Genomic DNA, 22,981 nt, shown 5'->3' on the forward strand with positions numbered 1-22,981 from the left:
TGGGCCAACCCTGAAATCGGCCCTGAGACGGGGCGGGGAAGCGTTCGAGCGGCTCGGACCGCCGCCGTCCGCCCGCCGGTCGGCCCGCCCCGGCCGTCCCCCACGGAAGATCAGGGGCGTCTCGGGGCCCGACCCTGATGCCCGGCCCGCCGGCCGTGTGACCATCGTTGGCATGCCGGAGGCCGCAAGCCTGCCACTCGACGACCCGCGGCCGCCGCGCAAGCTCTACCGCAGCAGCGACGGACGCTGGCTCGGCGGAGTGGCGCGGGGCCTCGCCGGGCATCTCGGGCTGCCCGTCGTCTGGGTGCGGCTCGCCTTTGCCGGCCTGTTCATGGCCGACGGGCTCGGAGCGCTGCTGTACGCCGCGTTCTGGTTCTTCGTCCCGCTCGGCGTCGGCGGCGTCGGCGACCAGAAGCCGTCGCTGGTGGGCACGGAGACCTCGCCGGACGGCCGCCGCAGACTGGTGGCCCGCAAGCCCGACCGCGGCCAGATCGTCGCACTGCTGTTCATGGTCATCGTGTCCATGGTCTTCGTCGGCAGCGTCGACCTGGGCAGCGCGACCAAGGCGTACCTGGTGCCCGCCGTGCTCGTCGCGGCCGGCGTCGCCCTCGTGTGGCGCCAGGCGGACAACGCCCGCCGGGCCCGCTGGGTCGAGGCCGGACGCCGGCGCCGCACCCTGACCCTGCTGCGCGCGGCCGGCGGTGTCCTGCTCGTCACGGCCGGTGTCTCCGCGATCTTCTGGCTCCAGGGTTCGGCCGCCCATCTCGGCGCGGTCCTCCAGGCCGCGCTCGCCGTCCTCGTCGGCATCACCCTGCTCGCCGGCCCCTATCTGGTCCGTATGACCCAGGACCTGTCCGAGGAGCGGCTGATGCGCATCCGCGCCCAGGAACGCGCGGAGGTCGCCGCCCATGTCCACGACTCGGTGCTGCACACCCTCACCCTGATCCAGCGCAACGCCGACAACGCGAGCGAGGTGCGCCGCCTCGCCCGGGCCCAGGAGCGCGACCTGCGTACCTGGCTGTACAAGCCGGAGGGCACCGGCAAGGACGAGGCCGACGAGCCGGACACGGTCGCCGAGGCGGTGCGGCGCAGCGCCGCCGAGGTGGAGGACAAGCACGGCGTCCCGATCGAGGTCGTGGTCGTCGGCGACTGCCCGCTGGACGAGAGGACCACCGCGCAGATGCAGGCCGCGCGCGAGGCGATGGTGAACGCCGCCAAGTACGGTGGCGAGGGGGGTGCCGTGCAGGTCTATGCCGAAGTCGAGGGAAAGACGGTCTTCGTATCCGTGCGCGACCGCGGTCCCGGGTTCGACCTCGAGGCGATACCCGCCGACCGCATGGGCGTCAGAGAATCGATCATCGGCCGCATGGAACGCAACGGCGGCACGGCCCGGCTGCGGGCGGTGCCCGGCGGCGGCACCGAGGTCGAGCTGGAGATGGAGAGGGCGGAGAGGACGTCATGAGCGACACGAGCGAGGCGAACGGCACGGCGGGAGCGGCGGAGGGGGACCGGTCCGGCGACGGCGGCGCGGGTGGCCGGCACGTACGGGTGGTGCTCGTGGACGACCACCGGATGTTCCGCACCGGCGTGCAGGCCGAGATCGGCCAGACCGCCGAGACCGGGGTCGAGGTGGTCGGCGAGGCCGCGGACGTCGACCAGGCGGTCGCCGTCATCACCGCGACCCGGCCCGAGGTGGTGCTCCTCGACGTCCACCTGCCGGGCGGCGGCGGGGTGGAGGTGCTGCGCCGGTGCGCCGCGTTGTCGGCGGACACCGAGCGGCCCGTCCGCTTCCTGGCGCTGTCCGTGTCGGACGCGGCCGAGGACGTCATCGGGGTCATCCGGGGCGGCGCCCGCGGCTACGTCACCAAGACCATCACCGGCACCGATCTGATCGACTCGATCTTCCGCGTCCAGGAGGGCGACGCCGTCTTCTCCCCGCGGCTGGCCGGGTTCGTCCTGGACGCCTTCGCCTCGACCGACGCCCCGCCGGTGGACGAGGACCTGGACCGCCTCACCCAGCGGGAACGCGAGGTGCTGCGTCTGATCGCCCGTGGCTATGCCTACAAGGAGATCGCCAAGCAGCTGTTCATCTCGGTGAAGACGGTCGAGTCCCACGTCTCGGCGGTGCTGCGCAAGCTCCAGCTGTCCAACCGGCACGAGCTGACCCGCTGGGCGACCGCGCGCCGGCTGGTCTGATCCCCACGGACCCGTCCCCGCCCGGCCCCCGCCCGGCACGCCCCTCGTCCTCACCCCGAGCTGCCCAGTCGGTCCTCAGGCCACCCTCGTCGCCCCCGCGAACGGCATCTCGTCGACCGGGGCCAGGCGGACCGCCGCGGACGGGTTGGGGGCGTGGATCATCCGGCCGTCGCCCACATAGATGCCGACGTGACTGATCCCGGAGTAGAAGAAGACCAGGTCGCCCGGCTGGAGTTCGGAGCGGGAGACCCGTCGGCCCGCGTTGATCTGGGCGTAGGTGGTGCGCGGCAGGGAGATGCCCGCGGAGCGGTAGGCGGCCTGCACCAGGCCCGAGCAGTCGAAGGCGTTGGGGCCGGTGGCGCCCCACACATAGGGGCTGCCGAGCTTGTCGTAGGCGTAGGTGACGGCCGCCGCCGCGCGTCCGGAGGGGGCGGGAGCGGGAGCGGAGGCTCCGGCCGGTTCCGCCGGCCTCAGCGGCTGCCGCGGGTCCGCCGCCGACCGGGAGACGCGTTCGCCCGTGCCACCCGCACCGATGACCCCGGTGCGCTGCCGAGGGGGCAGCCGGGCGAGCAGCCGCCGGGCCTCGTCCAGCTTGCCGGTGACGGTCCTCTTCTGCCGTCTCAGCTCCGCCTGCCGTGACCGCAGCGACGTCAGCTCGACGCGCGCGGCACCGCGCAACCGCTCGATCTCCCGCAGCTGCTCGCGGACCCCCGACACCGCCATCGCCTGCCGGTCCCCGGCCCGCTCGGCGAACGCGGCGCCGTCCAGGTACCGGTCGGGGTCGCTGGAGAGGGCCAGCCGCCAGGCCTGGTCGATGCCGCCCTCCCGGTACTGCGCCGCGGCCATGGAACCCAGCTCCTCCCGGGCAGAGTTGAGCTTCTCCTGCTCGCGGGCGGTCTCCTCCTGGAGGGCGGCCAGCCGGCGCTGGGCCGCGTCGGCCTTCTCCTTCGCCCCGTTGTACTTCTCGGTGGCGGCCTCGGCCTCCCGGTACAACGTGCTCACCTTGGCCTTCACCTGCGCCGGCGTCAGCTGTGGCTCGGCGTGTCCCGTCCCGTCGAAGCCCGTCGCGGTGGCCGCGCCCGCCAGGGCGAGTGTCGCGGCCGTGCGGGCCGTATGGCCGCTGAGCGAGCGTTGTCCGGGCTTGCGGTGCGTTGCCACCTGGACCGTCACGTCCTTCCGTACGACTCGTACGACCGAGGGGTCGGTGCGCCCGGCGGCGGCCCGCACAGGGGGACCGGGCCGCCGCCGGGCCTCTCTCGGAGGTGGTGGCCGACTGCCTCCCTGGTCGGGCGGCGGTGGGGAGCCGGTCACCTGGGCGAGGAGGCTAGGACGTACCGTGACAAGTGGGTAACGCCCTGTACGGAACTGGCCTTGACGGACCCATATGTGACCGCATGTGACCGAGCCGGCGGGGCGGAGTCGCAATCTTTACGCAGCGTAGTGACCGAAGTCCGGGAAGTGCACACGCGGTGACCGAGGGATGCTATGGAGCGCATATATGCAAGCACCGCACGGCCGTCGGAGGGCCCGGTCGCGGGAGGGCCGGAGCGCCCTGGCTAGGCTCCGGCCCCATGGACGTACTCATCCATCTCTTCGTCGGCCTGCACATCGTCGGCATCGCCGCACTGCTCGGCGGTTTCCTCACCCAGATGAAGGCGATGGGCCAGGGCACCGCCCGGTTCGTGCCCGGGATGCTGCACGGCGCTCTCACCATGCTGGTCACCGGCGTGGCCCTGGTCGGTCTCAACCAGGCCGACGACCAGCACGTGAACAACATCAAGATCGGCGTGAAGCTGGCGCTGCTGATCGTGATCCTCGGCCTGGTCTACGTCAAGCGCGACGAGGAACGGGTCGACAAGGGCCTCTTCGGGCTGGTCGGCCTGCTGACCACCGCCAACGTCTTCATCGCCGTCCTGTGGACCTGATCCCCGGCGCTCCGGGTCACCCCGGCCGGACCACGCTGTGGACGGCCGGCCGGCCGACGCCGGAGACCGGCTCCTCGCGGACGTAGTCACCCGGCCTCGGGGCGTGGACCATCATGCCGTCGCCCGTGCAGAGTCCGACATGGCTCACGTCGTCGAAGAACACGAGGTCGCCGGGGCGGGCCTCGGCCGGCGGGACCGGGGTGCCGGCGGCGGCCTGTTCGCGCGCGGTGCGCGGCAGGGTGACGCCGGCGGACTTCCAGGCCGCCTGGGTGAGGCCCGAGCAGTCATAGGACCCGGGACCGGCGGCGCCCCACACGCACGGCTTGCCGAGCTGGGCGCGCGCGAAGGCGACGGCCTCCCTGGCCTTGGTCGCGTGCCCACCGGACGGCACGGACGGCGCAGGCGAGGCAGGGGACACGGACGGCGCGGACGAGGCGGGCGGCACGGACGGCGCGGGCGAGGCAGGGGACACGGACGGCGCGGACGAGGCCGGCGGCACGGACGGCACGGGTGGCCTGGACGGCATGGGCGGCGTGGCGATGCCCTGCCCGGTCCGCTGCGACACCTGCCCGGTCCACTGCGGCACCTGCCCGGTCCGCTGTGGCACCTGGGCGGGCCCCCGCGACACGTGGTCGGGCCCCTGCGGCGCCTGGTCGGCCGGCTGCGACATGTGGCCGGTCGGCGGCGTCGCCCGGGTGGTCCGCCGTGACACCAGCACGCGCGCGTGGGCGAGCTTCTTCTGCACGGCCGCCTTGGCCGCCTTCGGGCCGCTCGCAGGAACCTCGGCCCGGCTGCCCGCCACGGCGGTGCTTGCGACGGCGGTGCTTGCGACGGCGGTGCCCGCCACGGCGGAGTCCGGGGCGGCCCCGTGCCGGGCCGGGGCCGCGCCGCGCTGGGCCGGGGCCGCGCCGCGCTGGGCCGGGGTCCTGTCGCCCGGGGTCCTGTCGCCGGGGGTGGTGCCGCGCTGTGCGGGAAGGGCGCGGGTCCTGGCCGCGCGCCGGGCGACCTCGTCGCGGAGCCGCTGGAGACTGTCCGCGCGTCGCCGCGGGGCCTCGGCCGGTTCCTCCCGCCCGGTCCCCCCGGTGCGCTCGGCTTTCCCGGTGCGCTCCGCTCGCTCGGTCCACCCGGCGCGCTCCGCCCGGTCGCCCCGGACGATTCGTTCCTTGCCCGTGCCGGATGTCCCGGCCCCCGACTCCGCCCGGCGGTAGAGGTCGTCGATCTTCCGCTCGACCTCCTCGGCGCTCGGCTTGCCGTGACCGGCCGCGTAGGTGGCCTCGGAGCTCTGGGAGAGCATGGCCACGGAGGTGAGCGCGGCGGTGGCGAGGGCGGGGGTGCGGATGCCCGCTGTCTGAGTACCGCCGGGGCGCGGCTTGCGGTGCGACGCCAAGAGGGGCGACTCCTTCCGTGCTGCCGCCTACCGGGTTAGCTGTCGGGTTCGGGCGGCTGCTTGGAAGGGTTGCCCTACGGCGTCGTCCCGGGCGGGAGTCGGCCGATTCACCCCAGGATCGGTGGGTCCCCGGCTCCGGGCACCGTGCGGGGCGCGCCGGACTCGGCGGAGGCCGCGCGGCCCGGCGACGTTCGCCGGTAGGGGGTCGTGCGGCCTGACGGCAACCTAGCCAACTCGTGTGTCTTCTGTGAAGGTTGGTGCGCAGTATGTCCGATACATTTCCGTGACCTGTCAGAGGTTTCACGACCGCGTCACCGGCTGCTTCCATTGCGTGAGCAAAGGGCGGGGCGGGGCCGGCGTAGAGATCGACTCCTCCGGAAACCGGTCATGTTCCGGGGACGGCGACCGGTTGTCGGTGGGGCGCCCTAGACTCGGAGAGCGATGAGCAGCCTCTTTGACGACAGCTTCCTGGCGGACCTCCAGCCCCCTCGCGGGCGCGAGGAGGAGCCCCCGCCGCCGCCCGAGGACGATCACGCTCCGGAGCCGCTTCCGGACGATCTGTTCGGCGGGAAGTTCGACGTACCGCCGGACAGGGACGCGTACTACCGGGACGGTGCCCCGCGCCCGGTGATCGATGCGGCGGCGCTCCTGGAGGGGCTTAACGACAACCAGCGCGCCGCGGTCGTGCACGCCGGCTCCCCGCTGCTCATCGTCGCGGGCGCCGGCTCCGGCAAGACCCGCGTGCTCACCCACCGCATCGCCCACCTGCTCGCCGAGCGGAACGTGCACCCGGGCCAGATCCTCGCGATCACCTTCACCAACAAGGCCGCGGGCGAGATGAAGGAGCGTGTCGAGCAGCTCGTCGGCCCGCGCGCCAACGCGATGTGGGTGATGACCTTCCACAGCGCGTGCGTGCGGATCCTGCGCCGCGAGTCGAAGAAGCTGGGCTTCACGTCGTCGTTCTCGATCTACGACGCCGCCGACAGCAAGCGCCTGATGGCCCTGGTCTGCCGTGACCTGGACCTCGACCCCAAGCGCTTCCCGCCCAAGTCCTTCAGCGCCAAGATCAGCAACCTGAAGAACGAGCTGATCGACGAGGAGGACTTCGCCGCCCAGGCCGCCGACGGCTTCGAGAAGACCCTCGCCCAGGCCTACGCGCTGTACCAGTCGCGGCTGCGCGAGGCGAACGCGCTGGACTTCGACGACCTGATCATGACGACGGTCAACCTGCTGCGCGCCTTCCCGGACGTCGCCGAGCACTACCGCCGCCGCTTCCGGCACGTCCTGGTCGACGAGTACCAGGACACCAACCACGCCCAGTACGCCCTCGTCCGCGAGCTGGTCGGGACGGGCGAGCGCACCGCCGGGGACGCCGGCACCCCGCCCGGCGTAGACGACCTCCCGCCCGCCGAACTCTGTGTCGTGGGCGACGCGGACCAGTCGATCTACGCCTTCCGGGGCGCGACGATCCGCAACATCCTCCAGTTCGAGGAGGACTACCCCGACGCGACGACGATCCTGCTGGAGCAGAACTACCGCTCCACGCAGACCATTCTGTCGGCCGCCAACGCGGTCATCGAGCGCAACGAGTCCCGCCGCCCGAAGAACCTGTGGACCAACGCCGGCCAGGGCGCCGGGATCATCGGGTACGTCGCCGACACCGAGCACGACGAAGCCCAGTTCGTCGCCGACGAGATAGACCGCCTGGTCGACGCCGGCAAGGCACGCGCGGGGGACGTCGCCGTCTTCTACCGCACCAACGCCCAGTCCCGTGTCTTCGAAGAGGTCTTCATCCGCGTCGGCCTGCCCTACAAGGTCGTCGGCGGTGTCCGCTTCTACGAGCGCAAAGAGGTCCGGGACGTCCTCGCCTACCTGCGGGTCCTCGCCAACCCCGAGGACTCGGTGCCGCTGCGCCGCATCCTCAACGTGCCCAAGCGCGGCATCGGCGAGCGCGCGGAGGCGATGATCGACGCCCTCGCCCAGCGCGAGAAGATCGGCTTCCCGCAGGCCCTGAAGCGCGTGGACGAGGCGTACGGCATGGCGGCGCGCTCCACCAACGCGGTCAAGCGGTTCAACACGCTGATGGAGGACCTGCGCACGATCGTGGAGTCCGGTGCCGGACCGGCCACCGTCCTCGAAGCGGTCCTCGAACGCACCGGCTACCTGGCCGAGTTGCAGGCGTCCACGGACCCGCAGGACGAGACCCGCATCGAGAACCTGCAGGAGCTCGCGGCCGTGGCCCTGGAGTTCGAGCAGGAGCGCGGCGAGGGCGAGCAGGGCACGCTCGCCGACTTCCTGGAGCAGGTGGCCCTGGTCGCCGACTCCGACCAGATCCCCGACGAGGAGGACGGCGACGGCGTCATCACGCTGATGACCCTGCACACCGCCAAGGGCCTTGAGTTCCCGGTCGTGTTCCTCACCGGCATGGAGGACGGCGTCTTCCCGCACATGCGCGCCCTCGGCCAGACGAAGGAGCTGGAGGAGGAGCGGCGCCTGGCGTACGTCGGCATCACGCGCGCGCGGGAGCGGCTGTACCTCACGCGCTCGGCGATGCGCAGCGCCTGGGGCCAGCCGTCGTACAACCCGCCCTCCCGCTTCCTCGAGGAGATCCCGCCCACCCACGTGGAGTGGAAGCGGACCGGAGCGGCGGCACCGGTGTCCTCCGGGCCGGCGTCCGGGATCGCGGCCTCGCTGTCCTCGTCCCGCTCACGCTCCTCGGCATCGGGCGCGTCCGGGTTCGCCACGCGGCGCACGGCGGAGAAGCCGGTGGTCGCACTGGCCGTCGGCGACCGGGTCACACACGACCAGTTCGGCCTCGGCACGGTCGTCGCGGTGAAGGGCACGGGCGCCAACGCGGAGGCGACGATCGACTTCGGCGACGCCAAGCCCAAGCGGCTGCTGCTGCGGTACGCGCCGGTGGAGAAGCTGTAAGCGGAAGGGGCCCCCGCCGGACGGCGGGGGCCCCTTCGACGGCTTGCCGGATCACGTGGGGTCGAGACCGTGGCTGCGCAGCCACGGCAGCGGGTCGATGGCCGCGCCGCCCGCGGGCCGGACCTCGAAGTGCAGGTGCGGGCCGGTGGAGTTGCCGGAGTTGCCGGAGTAGGCGATCGGCTCGCCCGCCTTGACGGACGCACCGGAGGCGACGCGGTAGGTGGAGAGGTGGCAGTACCAGGTCTCCGTGCCGTCCTTCGCCGTCACGATCATCATGTTGCCGTAGGCGCTGTTCCACTTGGTGGTGACGGTGCCGTCGGTGGCGGCCATGACGGTGGTGCCGTACGAGACCGGGAAGTCGATGCCCGAGTGCACCGACATCCAGTTGATGCCCGCCTGGCCGTAGTAGGCGCTCAGGCCGTGCTGTGCGACCGGCAGCGCGAACTTCGGCCGCAGCCGCTCCTTGAGCGCGGCCTCCGCGGCCGCCTTCTTCTTCTCCAGCTCCTGCTGCGCCTTGAGGTCGATCCGCTCCTGGGTGCGGCTCGCCCGGTCGGCGAAGTCGTCGGCGCCGGCGGAGAGGGTCTTGAGCTGGGTGTCCAGCTTGCTGTTGGCGACGGCCGGTTTGACCGGCTGCGCGTCCGCGGCGGTGGTGGAGGTGTCCTTGGTGGAGTCGTCGGCGAGCGCGCCGACCGAGGCGGCGGCGATCCCGGCGACGCCCATGACACAGGCCGAGGGCACGGCGACGGTCAGCAGCGCGGAACGCTTGGCGGGCGTACGGCGCCGGGAGCGGGCCGCGCCGCGCGCACCCGCGCGGGTCGCCGGTGCCGGGACGCCCTCCTCCTGGTCGTCCAGCAGGCTGGTCACGGCGGGCAGTTCGCCGGTGGACTCCGCCTCGCTCTCTCCGGAGGCGTCCGTGCCGAACGCGGCGTCCTCGTACGGCACCTGGGCGAAGGCGGCGGTCGCCTGCGGGTCGGCGGCGCGCTCGAACGCCGGTGCGTCCCCGACCGCCTCGAACGTCGCGGTGGCCTGCTGGTCGAACGGTTCGCCACCCTGCTCGGACTCCGCCGCCACGGTCTGCCCGGCGGAGTTCCACTGCGTGGCGTCGTACGCGCCCGTGTCGAAGGTCTGGGTGCCCCACTCCCACTGCTGGGTGGGGTCGGCGGACGCGGACTGGTCGGGCTGGAGCCAGGCGTTCGCGTCCCACTGGCCGCTGACGTCGTTCCCGCCGGCCTGCGCGGGAACGGTCCAGGCGGTGCTGTCGTAGACGCCGGAGTCGTACGCGGCGACGTGCTGGGCCGCGTACGGGTCGTAGAGCTGGGTCTGGCCGGTGCTCGTCTGCCACTGCGTGGTGTCGTAGGCGCCGGTGGTCTGCTCGCCGCCCGGGAGGCTGCCGAAGAGCGGGTCGGCGTGGAAGGCCGTGGTGCCGCCGGCAAAACCGGTGGCGTCATAGCCGCCGTACGTGGTGAGGTCGTCGTAGTGGACTTCCTCTGCGCCGTAGGGCGCGTAGTGCGCGGTGGAGGCGTCGGAAGCCGCGGCCGGGGTGGTCATGGTCCCCGGCGGGTGACGGTCGTTCACCAACTTCTCTTTCGCCTCGACAACAGGGGCTGCCAGAGCAGTGCGGCGACTGTACCCGGCAGTACCTGGGCGCGACAATCTTCCGCCGGTTTCGTGTGGGCGGGAAACGGGCATTCGGCCGTGTTTCGGGGGAGCCCGGACGTGAAGTTGGCCTGGCGTTCGATGAGTGTTCGATGTCGAGTGGTGATGTGCCGGGTGTGCGTCGGCTGTGACCGCCGTCCGCTCGGGCGGCCACGCCCGGTCCCGGGCCGCCGTCAGGCCACCGTCAGGCCGTCGCCGACCCGGTCCCCGGGGTGCGGGGCGTCGAGGGCCTCGCATATCCCGACCGCCACGGCGGGATGCACGGGCAGGGCGAGATGTCCGATGCCGGTCACGCGGACGTTGCGCGCGTCGAGATCGGGGTGTTCCAGGCAGGCCGTCTCCAGCGGCACCATCAGCGAGTCCAGGTCGCTCCAGAAGCTGACGAACCGGGTCCGGCAGCCGGGCGCGGGGCGGGCCAGCTCCTCGATCACCGCCGAACCGGGCCGCATCTGCCGCACGATCGGGTGCGCGTCCGCCAGCGGCGCCACCCGGGTCCCGGAGTGCGGGGTGCCGAGCGTGACCAGCGTGCGGATTCGCAGGTCACCGCCGAGGCACTGGGCGTAGTAACGCGCGATCAGGCCGCCGAGGCTGTGGCCGACGACGTCCACCCGCGCGCTGCCGGTGCGCTCGCAGATCTCCTCGATGTGCCGGCCGAGCAATTCGGCTGCGGTGCGTATATCGCAGGTCAGCGGAGAGTAGTTGAGTGACTCGACGCGCTGCGTGCCGTGCTGCGCGAGGCTGCGGCGGAGCAGGACGAACACCGAGCGGTTGTCGATGAAACCGTGCAGCAGCACGACCGGCGGGCCGGCGGGCACCGGCAGCCGGGCGGTGCCGTCCGTGGCGGGCCGGCCCCCGCAACGGCGTTCCTGGACCAGGCCGGTCGGGTAGAGCAGGAGGTGGCCGGCCAGGATCGCGGCCTCCAGGGCGGTGGCCCGGAGCAGGGTCATCGACAAGCCGGCCAGTCGCTCCGGCCACAGGCGGCGGCAGAGCGGGTAGAAGAGCGGGAAAACCCCGGTGACCTTCATGGCCGACCTCCTGTCGGCACGCCGGAGGACGGCTGGATCCCCCGTGTGCCCTCATGTCCCATCATGTGATTTCCCCCTCGCCGCGTGCCGTAAAACTGCCCGTTGCGAGATGCTGCAGATAACGTTCGTTCACTTCGCGACGGTGGCGGAACGCGCCAAAAGTGCGGTACTTGTCGATACGGGCGGAAGCGATCGCTTCCGTGGTCGCTTGATGGAGGCAGTGATGGGTGTGGCAGCCGGTCCGATCCGTGTGGTGGTCGCCAAGCCGGGGCTCGACGGCCACGATCGGGGGGCCAAGGTCATCGCGCGCGCCCTGCGTGACGCGGGCATGGAGGTCATCTACACCGGTCTCCACCAGACGCCGGAGCAGATCGTCGACACCGCCATCCAGGAGGACGCCGACGCGATCGGCCTGTCCATTCTCTCCGGCGCCCACAACACGCTGTTCGCCGCGGTCATCGACCTGCTCAAGGACCGGGAGGCCGAGGACATCCTCGTCTTCGGCGGCGGCATCATCCCGGAGGAGGACATCCCGCCGCTGAAGGAGAAGGGCGTCGCGGCGATCTTCACGCCCGGGGCGACGACCACGTCGATCGTGGAGTGGGTCCGGGAGAACGTCCGTCAGCCGGCCGCCTCCGGGGGCTGAGCGACGGCCGCCGACGGCTCGGCGGGCGGTGCGGCCGGGGCCAGTTCCCGCGTCATCGCCGCCCGCAGCCGCAGCGTGGTGACCAGCCGCTGGAACGCCTCCGCCCAGTACCCGCCGGCCCCCGGCGCGGCGTCCTCCCGCTCGTCGGGTACCGCCAGCAACGCCTCCAGCCGCACGGTCTCCGCCGGGTCGAGGCAGCGTTCGGCCAGCCCCATCACACCGCTGAAGCTCCATGGATAACTGCCCGCGTCGCGGGCGATGTTGAGGGCGTCCACCACCGCACGGCCCAGCTCCGGCGCCCACGGCACGGCGCACACACCGAGCAGCTGGAACGCCTCCGACAGGCCGTGGGTCGCGATGAACCCGGCCACCCACGCCGCCCGTTCGGCCGGTTCCAGCGAGGCCAGCAGCTTGGCCCGCTCGGCGAGGGACACCGCGCCCGGTCCGCCCGCCTCCGGTGCCGACGGCGAGCCGAGCAGCGCCCGTGACCACGCGGAGTCCCGCTGCCGTACCGCCGCCCGGCACCAGGCCGCGTGCAGCTCGCCCTGCCAGCCGTCCGCCACCGCCAGCGCCACGATCTCCTCGGGCGTCCGCCCGCCGAGCCGCCCGGACCAGGTGCCGAGCGGAGCGGACTCCACCAACTGACCCAGCCACCATGACCGTTCCCCCCGGCCCGCGGGCGGGGTGGGCACCACACCGTCCCGCTCCATCCCGGTGTCGCATTCGTGCGGGGCCTCCACGATGATCGTCGGCGAGGGGCGCGTGCGGTCCAGCGCCACGCACGCCGTGGCCCGTACGGCCATCCGCCGGGCGAGTGCCGAACCGGGAAGTGCCGACAGCAGTTCCGCCGCCGTGGCCCGGACATTGCGGCTGCGGTCGCCCAACGCCTGCTCCAGGAACGGCTCGTCCGCGTCCGACAGTCCGGTGCGCAGCGAGTCGAGGAACATCAGCCGGTCCTCCGCCCGCTCCGTCGCCCAGGTCGACGCCAGCAGTTCGCGCCCCAGCGCCGGTGTCCGGGAGCGCAGCGCGCCCAGCAGCGCGGCGCGCTCGGCGAACAGCCCCTCCTGCCACAGCCGGCGCACCCCCTCGGCGTCGTCCGGACCGGGCAGCGTCGCGCCGCCGCCGGGGGCCGCGCGCAGCGCGAACCGCCACTCCGGGTTCTGCCGGGCCAGCCACAGCGCGCGCGGGCCGGCGAACGCCAGTGCCGCCGGACGCAGGTCCGTACGTCCCCGGGCCGCGTCCAGCAGGCCCGGCAAGGCCTGCGCGGGAGCCGCGTACCCGTGCGCGTTGGCCGTCGCCAGCCACTGCGGCAGCAGTTCCATCAGGTCCGGGGAGCTGCCCCGCCGGCCGCCGGACGCGCCCCCGGACCGGTCGGCCAGCAGGGCGGTGAGCCGGTGTGCCGCCGCGGCGGGCAGGGCCGGGCGCGGGTCGGCGGGCGCCCGCTCCGGCCGCTGCGCCGCCCGCGCGGGCCGCAGTCCGGCGCGGCGCCGCACGGTCGCCACGGCGGCCGCGTCGAGCAGCGCGACCGGCGCCGCGCGTCCGGGCGTACCGTGCGCCGGTGCGCGCCGGTCGGTGCCGAGGAGCGCGGTGGTGACCAGCTCCTCCCAGGAGCTCTCCGGCACGGTGCCGTTCGGGTTGGCCGGTGCGCCGCTCATCCTGTCGCCTTCCTTTCTTCCCGCGCCCGCCGGGCGCCCCCGTGGATGTCCGTACGGCCCGTCAGCACAGCGGTACCGCCTCGCCCGTCCCCTCCGGCCACGCGGTGAGCGGGGTGAAACCGCGGTGGCCGCACTCGCCGAAGACGGTGACGGGAGCGCCGCCGGAGAGGGCGACCAGCCGCCACAGGCCGGGGCGGGAGCGGGCGGTCCGGGACAGCGGAAGGGCCGTGTCCGTGGCGGCGTCGGCCAGCTGCCACCGGTCGCCGTCCGGTATCGGAACCACTCGGTCCAGGGTGACCGGCACCGACTCCAGCCAGGGGTCGTCGCGCAGCGCCTCGCCGTACCGGGCCGCCGCGTCCTCGGTGGTCACCCCGGGCGGACGGAACGCGGCCGGTGCCGGCGCGTCGAACCGCTCGCCCAGCGCGGCCCGCGTCCGGCCGGCGCCCGGATACGCCGTCAGCTCGGCCTCCAGGGCGAGACCCACCGGAAGGGACAGCTCCGGCGCCCGGCCCGCCGCGCCGTAGGACAGCACCAGCCGCGTCTCTCCGGTGGCGGCGCCGTGCAGCCATATCCGGCGCGTCGTCAGTTTCGGTTCCACCACGTCGTACTGCGCGAGGACCAGCCAGCGGTCGCGCTCCGGCGGGCCGTCCGGCGCCGCGGGCAGGCCGAGCCGGGAGCGGACCGTGGCGGCGAGCGGGTCCGGCAGCTCGTCACGGCGCAGCCAGCCCTGGTCGAGCAGGTGCAGCAGGGCGCACTCCTCCAGCAGCCGGGCCGGCCAGCCCGCCCCGGACGCCGGGATCGATGCCAGCTCCCGCACTCTGGCGGCCAGTCCCGGCGCCTGGGCGTCGACCATGCGGGCCGCCATCTCGTCCCACATGCCGTACCCCGCCTGTTCGGCGGCGGCCAGGCCGGTGCGCAGCAGGTCCGCCAGCCGCTGCTCCAGCTCCGTCGCGCCCGCCGTGACCCGCTCCGCCCGGCGCTCGGCCCGCCGCCGGGCGGCCTCCGGGTCGGCGGGCCCGGCCGCGGCACCCCCGCCGGCCCGGGTCCGCCCGGCCTCGGCGCGGCCGCGCCGGCCCGCGAGCCACTGCCCGGCCCAGTCCGGCGGCTGCGCGCGGCCCGGTACCGCGCCGTCGTCGGCCGCCCACAGCAGCAGCAGGCCGAGCGCGTGCTTGCACGGGAACTTACGGCTCGGACAACTGCACTTGTACGCCGGACCGGCCGCGCCGGCCAGGTCCACCACCGTCTGGTACGGCCTGCTGCCGCTGCCCTTGCACAGCCCCCACACCGCCCCCTGCCCGCTGCCCGTCCCGGACCACGGCCCGGCCGCGCCGAGCCTGCTCCCCGCCCTGTGTGACGCGGCGTCAGGCGCCAGTGCCAGCACCTGCTCCGCGGTCCAGCGCACCCCCTGCTCAGTCATGCCACCGACGGTAGGTCCCCCCACTGACAATCGGCCCGGCCGACGCGTTCGTGCAGGTCAGAGCGATTGTCAGTGGCGTGGTGCACGGTGGGTGCAGATCCGAACCGGCCGAGCTGGAGGGGGCCTCAGCCATGACTGTGTCCGCGCGACCGACGACCGCCGAAACCGACCCTGCCGCAAGCGCGCAGGCGCTGCGACCGCACGCCGAGCACGCCTTCGCGGCCGAACTCGCCGCGCTCGCCGAGCAGGACGACCGCCCGCGCCCGGCCCGCTGGAAGCTGTCGCCGTGGGCGGTGGCGACGTATCTGCTCGGCGGCACCCTGCCGGACGGCACGGTGATCACACCGAAGTACGTGGGGCCGCGCCGCATCGTCGAGGTCGCCGTCACCACCCTCGCCACCGACCGCGCCCTGCTCCTGCTCGGTGTGCCCGGAACCGCCAAGACCTGGGTGTCGGAGCACCTGGCCGCCGCGGTCAGCGGTGACTCGACGCTGCTCGTGCAGGGCACGGCCGGCACCCCGGAGGAGGCGATCCGGTACGGCTGGAACTACGCGCGGCTCCTCGCGCACGGCCCGAGCCGGGACGCCCTGGTGCCCAGCCCCGTGATGCGCGCCATGGCCGAGGGCATGACGGCCCGCGTGGAGGAGCTGACCCGCATCCCGGCCGATGTGCAGGACACGCTGATCACCATCCTGTCCGAGAAGACCCTGCCCGTTCCCGAGCTGGGCGAGGAGGTCCAGGCGGTCCGCGGCTTCAACCTGATCGCCACGGCCAACGACCGCGACCGCGGGGTCAACGACCTCTCCAGCGCGCTGCGCCGCCGCTTCAACACCGTGGTGCTGCCGCTGCCGGCGAGCGCCGACGCCGAGGTCGACATCGTCACCCGCCGGGTCGAGCAGCTCGGCCGCTCCCTCGACCTGCCGGCCGCGCCCGACGGCATCGACGAGATCCGCCGGGTCGTCACCGTCTTCCGCGAGCTGCGCGACGGGGTCACCGCCGACGGCCGCACGAAGCTGAAGTCGCCCAGCGGCACGCTGTCCACGGCGGAGGCGATCTCCGTCGTCACGGGCGGCCTCGCGCTCGCCGCGCACTTCGGCGACGGCGTACTGCGCCCGGGAGACGTCGCCGCCGGCGTCCTCGGCGCCGTCGTCCGCGACCCGGCGGCCGACCGGGTCGTCTGGCAGGAGTACCTGGAGACGGTCGTCCGCGAGCGCGACGGCTGGACCGACTTCTACCGCGCCTGCCGGGAGGTGAGCGCATGACCGGCACCGGCGGCGGCGCGGGGTGCGCCGCCGGGCCGCTGCTGCTCGGCGTACGGCACCACGGGCCGGGTTCCGCGCGGGCGGTTCGGGCCGCTCTGGACGCCGCTCGTCCGGCCGCCGTGCTGATCGAGGGCCCGCCCGAGGCCGACGCGCTGATCCCGCTGGCCGCCGACCCGGGCCTGCGGCCCCCGGTCGCCCTGCTCGCCCACGCGGTGGACGAACCCGGCCGCTCGGCGTTCTGGCCGTTCGCCGAGTTCAGCCCCGAGTGGGTGGCCGTCCGCTGGGCCCTGGAGCACGGCGTCCCGGCCCGGTTCATCGACCTGCCGGCCACGCACACGCTCGCGTGGACGGAGGAAGGGGACGCGTCCGCTCCCGACGGGGCCGGGAGTGGTGGGGGTGACGGGGCTGGGAGTGATGGGGGTGACGGGGCCGGGAGTGGTGGGGGTGACGGGGCCGGGGAGGGGAGCGGCGGTGACCAGGTCCGCGTCGACCCGCTCGCCGTGCTCGCCGAGGCGGCCGGGTACGACGATCCGGAGCGCTGGTGGGAGGACGTCGTCGAGCACCGGGGGCCGGGCGCCGGCGACCCCTTCGCGCCGTTCGCGGCGGTGGCCGAGGCCATGGGCGCGCTGCGCGAGCGGTACGGCGCCGGCGGGCACCCCCGGGACCTCGTGCGCGAGGCGCACATGCGGCTGCGGCTGCGCGAGGCGCGCAAGGAGTTCGGGGACGCCGTGGCCGTGGTGTGCGGGGCCTGGCACGTGCCCGCGCTGCGCGAGAAGTCCACCGTCACCGCCGATCGGGCGCTGCTGAGGGGCCTGCCCAGGGTCAGGACCGACCTGACCTGGGTGCCGTGGACCCACCGCAGGCTGGCCCGGTCCGGCGGATACGGCGCGGGCATCGACTCGCCCGGCTGGTACGCGCATCTCTTCCACGCCCCCGACCGGCCGGTCGAGCGCTGGCTGACCAAGGTGGCCGGGTTCCTGCGGGAGGAGGACCGGATCGTGTCCTCCGCGCATGTCATCGAGGCCGTACGGCTCGCCGAGACCCTGGCGACCCTGCGCGGCCGCCCGCTGCCCGGCCTCGGCGAGACCACCGACGCGGTCCGTGCGGTGCTCTGCGAGGGATCGGACGTGCCGTTGGCGCTGGTGCACGACCGGCTGGTGGTCGGGGACGTCCTCGGCGAGGTCCCCGAGTCGGCGCCCGCGGTGCCGTTGCAGCGCGACCTCGCCCGGCAGCAGCGGTCGCTGCGGCTCAAGCCCGAGGCACTGGAGCGCGAGCTGGAGCTGGACCTGCGCGGGGACACCGACGCCGCCCGCAGCAGGCTGCTGCACCGGCTGCGGCTGCTCGGCGTCGGCTGGGGGGAGCCGGCCCGGTCCCGGTCGGGCACCGGCACGTTCCGGGAGACCTGGCGGCTGCGCTGGGAGCCCGAACTGTCGGTGCGGGTCGCCGAGGCGGGCGTGTGGGGCACGACCGTCCGGGCGGCGGCACAGGCCAAGGCCGAGGCGGACGTGGTGGCGGCGCGCGCCCTCGCCGACGTCACCGCGCTCGCCGAGCAGTGCCTGCTGGCCGGTCTGCCGGACGCGCTGCCCCTGGTGATGCGGGTGCTCGCCGACCGGGCGGCGCTGGACACCGACGTCGGCCACCTCGCCCAGGCCCTGCCCGCCCTGGTCCGCTCGCTGCGCTACGGCGACGTGCGCGGTACGGACACCGGCGCGCTGGCCGAGGTCGCCGCGGGGCTCGCCGAACGCGTCTTCGTCGGCCTGCCTCCGGCCTGTGCCGCCCTCGACGCGGACGCGGCGGAGGAGATGCGCGGCCACGTGGACGCGGTGCACTCGGCGGTCGGGCTGCTGACGGAGAGCCTGGCCGGCGGTGACGCGGGAGGCGGGTCGGACGGCGGCGCTTCCGGCGAGGGCGAGGGCGAGGGCGCGGGCACCGGAGGCGGCGCGGGCGCCGGACGGGAGTGGGGCGCCCGGGACCAGGGAGGGCACCGCGCGGACGGGGGTGGCCTGCGGGAGCGCTGGCGGGGTGTGCTGCGGGCGCTGTCCCTGCGGGAGACCGCGCCGGGGGTCATCCGGGGGCGGGCCGCGCGGCTGCTGCTGGACGACGGCGCGCTGCGGCCCGAGGAGGCCGCCCGGCTGATGGGGCTCGCCCTGTCGCCCGGCACGCCGCCCGCCGCTGCCGCCGCCTGGGTCGAGGGCTTCGCGGGCGGTGGGGGCGGCCTGCTGCTGGTGCACGACGAACGGCTGCTCGGCCTGCTCGACAGCTGGCTGACCGGGGTGCCGGCGGAGGCGTTCACGGACGTACTGCCGCTGCTGCGGCGCACCTTCGCGGCCTATGAGCCCGGGGTACGCAGAACCCTCGGCGAGCTGGTCCGGCGCGGTCCCGGGGACCGCGCCGGGGCCACCGCCCAGGCAGCGGCCGCGCTCCCCGGCTTCGCCGCGGAACCCGATACCGGGCGCGCCGACGCCGTACTCCCCGTGCTGCGGTTGCTGCTCGGCCTGGACGCGGCCGCCCTGGCCGCACCACACGTCCCCCCGCCCGGCACCGGCCCCGACTCCGGGCACGACACGACGCACGACACCGCGCACAACGCCGCGCACAACGCCGCGCACAACGCCGCGCACGGCACCGCGCACAACATCACGGACGACGACAGCCTCGCGGGGGTGGGCACATGACCGACACGACGGACGCAGCGGAACCCACGGCGGTCGGGCGGCCGTCCCCGGCGGGTGCCCCGGCGTCCGGGAGCGGGCCGGCGTCCTCGGCCGGTGGAACCGCCGGCGGGACCGGTGTGACCGCTGTGACCGATGTGGCCGCTGTGACCGGTACGACCGGTGTGACCAGCGGGACCGGCAGGCCTCTGTCCTCGACCGGCGCGCCGGCTCCGGCGGGGGATCCCGATCCGGCGCACGAGCGGTTGCGGCGCTGGCGGCTGGTGCTCGGCGGGGACCAGGCGGACGGCACCGGATGCGTGCTGACCGGCCGGGACGCGGCGATGGACGGCACGCTGGCCGCGCTGTACGGCAGGAACGACAGGGCGCAGGGCGGCCGCGAGAGGTCGGCGGGGCTGGGGGCCTCGGCGCCGTCCGTGGCGCGCTGGCTCGGGGACATCCGCAGCTACTTCCCGTCCTCCGTGGTCCAGGTCATGCAGCGCGACGCCATCGACCGGCTCGGCCTCGCCTCCCTGCTGCTGGAACCGGAGATGCTGGAGGCGGTGGAGGCCGACGTGCACCTGGTCGGCACCCTGCTCTCGCTGCACAAGGCGATGCCGGAGACGACCCGGGAGACGGCTCGCGCGGTCGTCCGCAAGGTGGTCGAGGACTTGGAGAAGCGGCTCGCCACCCGCACCCGGGCCACCCTGAACGGCGCCCTGGACCGCAGCGCGCGAATCCACCGCCCGCGCCACCACGACATCGACTGGAACCGCACCATCGCGGCCAACCTCAAGCACTACCTGCCCGAGCACCGCACGGTCGTACCGGAGCGGCTCATCGGCTACGGCCGGGCCGCGCGGTCGGTGAGGAAGGAGGTCGTGCTCTGCATCGACCAGTCCGGATCGATGGCGGCGTCCGTGGTGTACGCGTCGGTGTTCGGGGCGGTCCTCGCCTCCATGCGGTCGATCAGCACCCGGCTCGTCATCTTCGACACGGCGGTCGCCGACCTCACCGATCAGCTGGACGACCCCGTCGACGTGCTCTTCGGCACGCAGCTGGGCGGCGGCACGGACATCAACCGGGCGCTCGCCTACTGCCAGGCGCAGATCACCCGTCCGTCCGAGACCGTCGTCGTACTGATCAGCGACCTCTACGAGGGCGGGATCCGCGACGAGATGCTCAAGCGGGTCGCGGCGATGAAGGCGTCCGGGGTGCAGTTCGTGGCGCTGCTCGCCCTGTCGGACGAGGGGGCGCCGGCCTACGACCGCGAGCACGCGGCGGCACTCGCCGCGCTCGGCGCACCGGCCTTCGCCTGCACACCCGACCTGTTCCCCGAGGTGATGGCCGCCGCGCTGGAGAAGCGCCCCCTGCCGATACCGGACACGGCATGACCGCACGGACCGAGGAACGGGAAAGACGGAAGGCATGCGAGGGACGGAAGGCATGCGAGGGACGGAAGGCATGCGAGGGGCGGAAGGCATGCCAGGGACGGAAGGGGCGGAGAACGGGCGGGACGGGAACCAGGCGGGACGGAGAGCCGGCGGGGCGGAGGAGGGCCGGGGCGGAGGAGGGTCGGGGCGGGACACGCGCGGGAAGGAGAAGGGCGGGGCGAGTGGGACCGGTCTCGGAAGGGCACCCGATGGACAGCCGGGCCCAGCGCCCGGAACAGCTCCGCGGGGTGACCGGACCCGGGTGGTCGAAAGCCGTCGGCTCGTCCGGGCGGCGCCCTCGTGGATGGGGCGGGTGGTCCCCATTGGGGTGGGGATCAAACGCTCCGGTCCCGGTCGTCCGGGGCCGCCCGGGGGCCTCACCGGGTCAACCCCAGCCCGGTGAGGCCTGGCACACCGCCCGTACCGCTCATGTGGCGGCACGCCGTGCCATGAAATCCGGCATCATGTGACAGGTATCACCGCTCGGGTGTGACCCGCGATTTAGAGGGCCCCCGGTAGCAGCGATAACCTGCGAGACGGACATGCCGCGCGCTCGGACACCGTGTGCGCCTCCCTTGTGACAAGCGGACGTCACGTTGCCCTTCGCGGCACGCCCACGCATCCAACGAACCGCGAGATCACTGATAGGGACGGAAGCGCGTGGACCTGTTCGAGTACCAGGCGAGGGACCTCTTCGCCAAGCACGATGTACCGGTGCTGGCCGGTGAAGTCATCGACACGCCTGAGGCGGCGCGCGCGATCACCGAGCGGCTGGGCGGCAAGTCCGTCGTCAAGGCGCAGGTGAAGGTCGGTGGCCGCGGCAAGGCCGGTGGCGTCAAGCTGGCCGCCTCCGCGGACGAGGCCGTCGCTCGCGCGACGGACATTCTCGGCATGGACATCAAGGGCCACACGGTCCACAAGGTCATGATCGCCGAGACCGCCCCGGAGATCGTCGAGGAGTACTACGTCTCCTTCCTCCTCGACCGTGCCAACCGCACCTTCCTCTCCATCGCCTCCGTCGAGGGCGGCATGGAGATCGAGGAGGTGGCGGCCACCCGTCCGGAGGCCGTCGCCAAGACGCCGATCGACCCGATCGACGGTGTGGACGAGGCGAAGGCCCGCGAGATCGTGGAGGCCGCCAAGTTCCCGGCCGAGGTCGCGGACAAGGTCGTGAACGTCCTCGTCAAGCTGTGGGACACCTTCATCAAGTCGGACGCCCTCCTGGTCGAGGTCAACCCGCTCGCGAAGGTCGCCTCCGGTGAGGTCCTCGCCCTCGACGGCAAGGTGTCGCTGGACGACAACGCCGAGTTCCGTCACGACTGGGACGAGCTGCACGACAAGGCCGCGGCCAACCCGCTCGAGGCCGCCGCCAAGGAGAAGGGCCTCAACTACGTCAAGCTCGACGGCGAGGTCGGCATCATCGGCAACGGCGCCGGTCTCGTCATGAGCACCCTGGACGTCGTGGCGTACGCCGGTGAGAACCACGGTGGCGTCAAGCCCGCCAACTTCCTCGACATCGGCGGCGGCGCCTCCGCCCAGGTCATGGCCAACGGCCTGGAGATCATCCTGGGCGACCCGGACGTCAAGTCCGTCTTCGTCAACGTCTTCGGCGGCATCACCGCCTGCGACGAGGTCGCCAACGGCATCGTCCAGGCGCTGAAGCTCCTGGAGGACCGGGGCGAGAACGTCTCGAAGCCGCTCGTCGTCCGTCTCGACGGCAACAACGCCGAGCTCGGCCGGCAGATCCTCACCGACGCCAACCACCCGCTGGTCCAGCGCGTCGACACCATGGACGGCGCGGCCGACAAGGCCGCCGAGCTGGCCCACGCCGCCAAGTAAGCACTCAGGACGAGGACACAACACACCATGGCTATCTGGCTCAACAAGGACAGCAAGGTCATCGTCCAGGGCATGACCGGCGCCACCGGCATGAAGCACACCAAGCTCATGCTCGGCGACGGCACCAACGTCGTGGGCGGCGTGAACCCGCGCAAGGCGGGTCAGACCGTGGACTTCGACGGCACCGAGGTACCCGTCTTCGGCACCGTCAAGGAGGCCATCGAGAAGACCGGCGCCAACGTCTCCGTCATCTTCGTGCCGGAGAAGTTCACCAAGGACGCGGTCGTCGAGGCCATCGACGCCGAGATCCCGCTGGCCGTCGTGATCACCGAGGGCATCGCCGTGCACGACACGGCCGCCTTCTGGGCGTACGCCGGCAAGAAGGGCAACAAGACCCGCATCATCGGCCCGAACTGCCCCGGCATCATCACCCCGGGCGGCTCGAACGTCGGCATCATCCCGGGTGACATCACCAAGCCGGGCCGCATCGGCCTGGTCTCGAAGTCCGGCACGCTGACGTACCAGATGATGTACGAGCTCCGTGACATCGGCTTCTCCACGGCCGTCGGCATCGGTGGTGACCCGATCATCGGCACCACCCACATCGACGCCCTGGCCGCGTTCCAGGACGACCCCGACACCGACCTGATCGTCATGATCGGTGAGATCGGTGGCGACGCCGAGGAGCGCGCGGCCGCGTTCATCAAGGAGAACGTGACCAAGCCGGTCGTCGGTTACGTCGCCGGCTTCACCGCGCCCGAGGGCAAGACCATGGGCCACGCCGGCGCCATCGTCTCCGGTTCCTCCGGCACCGCGCAGGCCAAGAAGGAGGCCCTCGAGGCCGCCGGCGTCAAGGTCGGCAAGACCCCGACCGAGACGGCGAAGCTCGCCCGCGAGATCCTCTCCGCCTGAGCCTTCCGACCGCACACCGGCAGGCCCGCCCCGTTCGCCGGGGCGG

The 22,981-nt window shown here is 73.5% G+C and carries 16 protein-coding genes and 1 riboswitch; of the genes, 10 read left to right on the forward strand and 6 right to left on the reverse strand.

Annotation, left to right across the window (positions count from 1 at the left end; genetic code table 11):
* The first annotated feature begins 172 nt into the window (after positions 1 to 172).
* Positions 173 to 1,462 carry a PspC domain-containing protein gene (locus ABZ576_RS18520; protein ID WP_360741377.1) on the forward strand — a complete coding sequence of 430 codons (1,290 nt, stop codon included), beginning with the start codon at positions 173 to 175 and terminating at the stop codon, positions 1,460 to 1,462.
* The gene (locus ABZ576_RS18525; protein WP_360741379.1) at positions 1,459 to 2,196 is read left to right on the forward strand and encodes a response regulator transcription factor; all 738 of its coding nucleotides are present in this window, start codon (positions 1,459 to 1,461) and stop codon (positions 2,194 to 2,196) included. The genes ABZ576_RS18520 and ABZ576_RS18525 overlap by 4 nt, the downstream gene beginning before the upstream one ends.
* A 75-nt stretch (positions 2,197 to 2,271) precedes the next feature.
* Here the strand turns inward: ABZ576_RS18525 and ABZ576_RS18530 are convergent, their stop codons facing one another.
* Positions 2,272 to 3,354 carry an NlpC/P60 family protein gene (locus ABZ576_RS18530; protein ID WP_360741381.1) on the reverse strand — a complete coding sequence of 361 codons (1,083 nt, stop codon included), beginning with the start codon at positions 3,352 to 3,354 and terminating at the stop codon, positions 2,272 to 2,274.
* A gap of 413 nt (positions 3,355 to 3,767) precedes the next feature.
* On the opposite strand from ABZ576_RS18530, the gene ABZ576_RS18535 reads away from it, so the two are divergent.
* Positions 3,768 to 4,121, forward strand: coding sequence for a hypothetical protein (locus ABZ576_RS18535; RefSeq protein WP_360741383.1), 354 nt, complete (start codon positions 3,768 to 3,770; stop codon positions 4,119 to 4,121).
* A 16-nt stretch (positions 4,122 to 4,137) separates the two neighbouring features.
* On the opposite strand, the gene ABZ576_RS18540 is transcribed toward ABZ576_RS18535, so the two are convergent.
* Positions 4,138 to 5,508, reverse strand: coding sequence for an NlpC/P60 family protein (locus ABZ576_RS18540; protein ID WP_360741385.1), 1,371 nt, complete (start codon positions 5,506 to 5,508; stop codon positions 4,138 to 4,140).
* Positions 5,509 to 5,516: 8 nt separating this feature from the next.
* Positions 5,517 to 5,686: riboswitch (cyclic di-AMP (ydaO/yuaA leader) on the reverse strand.
* Positions 5,687 to 5,949: 263 nt separating this feature from the next.
* Here ABZ576_RS18540 and pcrA point away from each other — a divergent pair.
* The gene (gene pcrA, locus ABZ576_RS18545; RefSeq protein ID WP_360741387.1) at positions 5,950 to 8,439 is read left to right on the forward strand and encodes a DNA helicase PcrA; all 2,490 of its coding nucleotides are present in this window, start codon (positions 5,950 to 5,952) and stop codon (positions 8,437 to 8,439) included.
* Between the two features lie 51 nt (positions 8,440 to 8,490).
* Here the strand turns inward: pcrA and ABZ576_RS18550 are convergent, their stop codons facing one another.
* Positions 8,491 to 10,014 carry a M23 family metallopeptidase gene (locus tag ABZ576_RS18550; protein WP_360741389.1) on the reverse strand — a complete coding sequence of 508 codons (1,524 nt, stop codon included), beginning with the start codon at positions 10,012 to 10,014 and terminating at the stop codon, positions 8,491 to 8,493.
* A gap of 254 nt (positions 10,015 to 10,268) precedes the next feature.
* A complete protein-coding gene (locus ABZ576_RS18555; RefSeq protein ID WP_360741391.1) occupies positions 10,269 to 11,120 on the reverse strand; it encodes an alpha/beta fold hydrolase in 852 nt (283 codons plus the stop codon).
* Between the two features lie 223 nt (positions 11,121 to 11,343).
* Between ABZ576_RS18555 and ABZ576_RS18560 the strand changes: the two genes are divergently transcribed.
* The gene (locus tag ABZ576_RS18560) at positions 11,344 to 11,766 is read left to right on the forward strand and encodes a cobalamin B12-binding domain-containing protein (protein WP_360741393.1); all 423 of its coding nucleotides are present in this window, start codon (positions 11,344 to 11,346) and stop codon (positions 11,764 to 11,766) included.
* Here ABZ576_RS18560 and ABZ576_RS18565 read toward each other — a convergent pair.
* Positions 11,742 to 13,421 carry a DUF5691 domain-containing protein gene (locus ABZ576_RS18565; protein WP_360741394.1) on the reverse strand — a complete coding sequence of 560 codons (1,680 nt, stop codon included), beginning with the start codon at positions 13,419 to 13,421 and terminating at the stop codon, positions 11,742 to 11,744. The two genes, ABZ576_RS18560 and ABZ576_RS18565, sit on opposite strands and share 25 nt — an antisense overlap.
* A gap of 61 nt (positions 13,422 to 13,482) precedes the next feature.
* The gene (locus ABZ576_RS18570) at positions 13,483 to 14,838 is read right to left on the reverse strand and encodes an SWIM zinc finger family protein (protein ID WP_360741396.1); all 1,356 of its coding nucleotides are present in this window, start codon (positions 14,836 to 14,838) and stop codon (positions 13,483 to 13,485) included.
* A gap of 131 nt (positions 14,839 to 14,969) precedes the next feature.
* Between ABZ576_RS18570 and ABZ576_RS18575 the strand changes: the two genes are divergently transcribed.
* The 5 genes from ABZ576_RS18575 (at position 14,970) to sucD (ending at position 22,935) form a co-directional block, all read left to right on the forward strand.
* Positions 14,970 to 16,100, forward strand: coding sequence for an AAA family ATPase (locus tag ABZ576_RS18575; protein WP_360741398.1), 1,131 nt, complete (start codon positions 14,970 to 14,972; stop codon positions 16,098 to 16,100).
* Complete coding sequence (locus ABZ576_RS18580) at positions 16,097 to 18,775, forward strand: DUF5682 family protein (RefSeq protein ID WP_360741400.1); 2,679 nt, start codon at positions 16,097 to 16,099, stop codon at positions 18,773 to 18,775. Before ABZ576_RS18575 ends, ABZ576_RS18580 begins: the two co-directional genes overlap by 4 nt.
* A 185-nt stretch (positions 18,776 to 18,960) precedes the next feature.
* Positions 18,961 to 20,145, forward strand: a complete 1,185-nt coding sequence (locus ABZ576_RS18585; RefSeq protein ID WP_360741557.1) for a VWA domain-containing protein — start codon at positions 18,961 to 18,963, stop codon at positions 20,143 to 20,145.
* Positions 20,146 to 20,844: 699 nt separating this feature from the next.
* Positions 20,845 to 22,023 carry an ADP-forming succinate--CoA ligase subunit beta gene (gene sucC, locus ABZ576_RS18590; protein ID WP_360741402.1) on the forward strand — a complete coding sequence of 393 codons (1,179 nt, stop codon included), beginning with the start codon at positions 20,845 to 20,847 and terminating at the stop codon, positions 22,021 to 22,023.
* A 27-nt stretch (positions 22,024 to 22,050) separates the two neighbouring features.
* A complete protein-coding gene (sucD, locus tag ABZ576_RS18595; protein ID WP_360741404.1) occupies positions 22,051 to 22,935 on the forward strand; it encodes a succinate--CoA ligase subunit alpha in 885 nt (294 codons plus the stop codon).
* Positions 22,936 to 22,981: the final 46 nt, after the last annotated feature.

The sequence above is a fragment of the Streptomyces sp. NPDC013455 genome (assembly GCF_040632975.1).
In the GTDB taxonomy this organism is placed as follows: Bacteria; Actinomycetota; Actinomycetes; order Streptomycetales; family Streptomycetaceae; genus Streptomyces.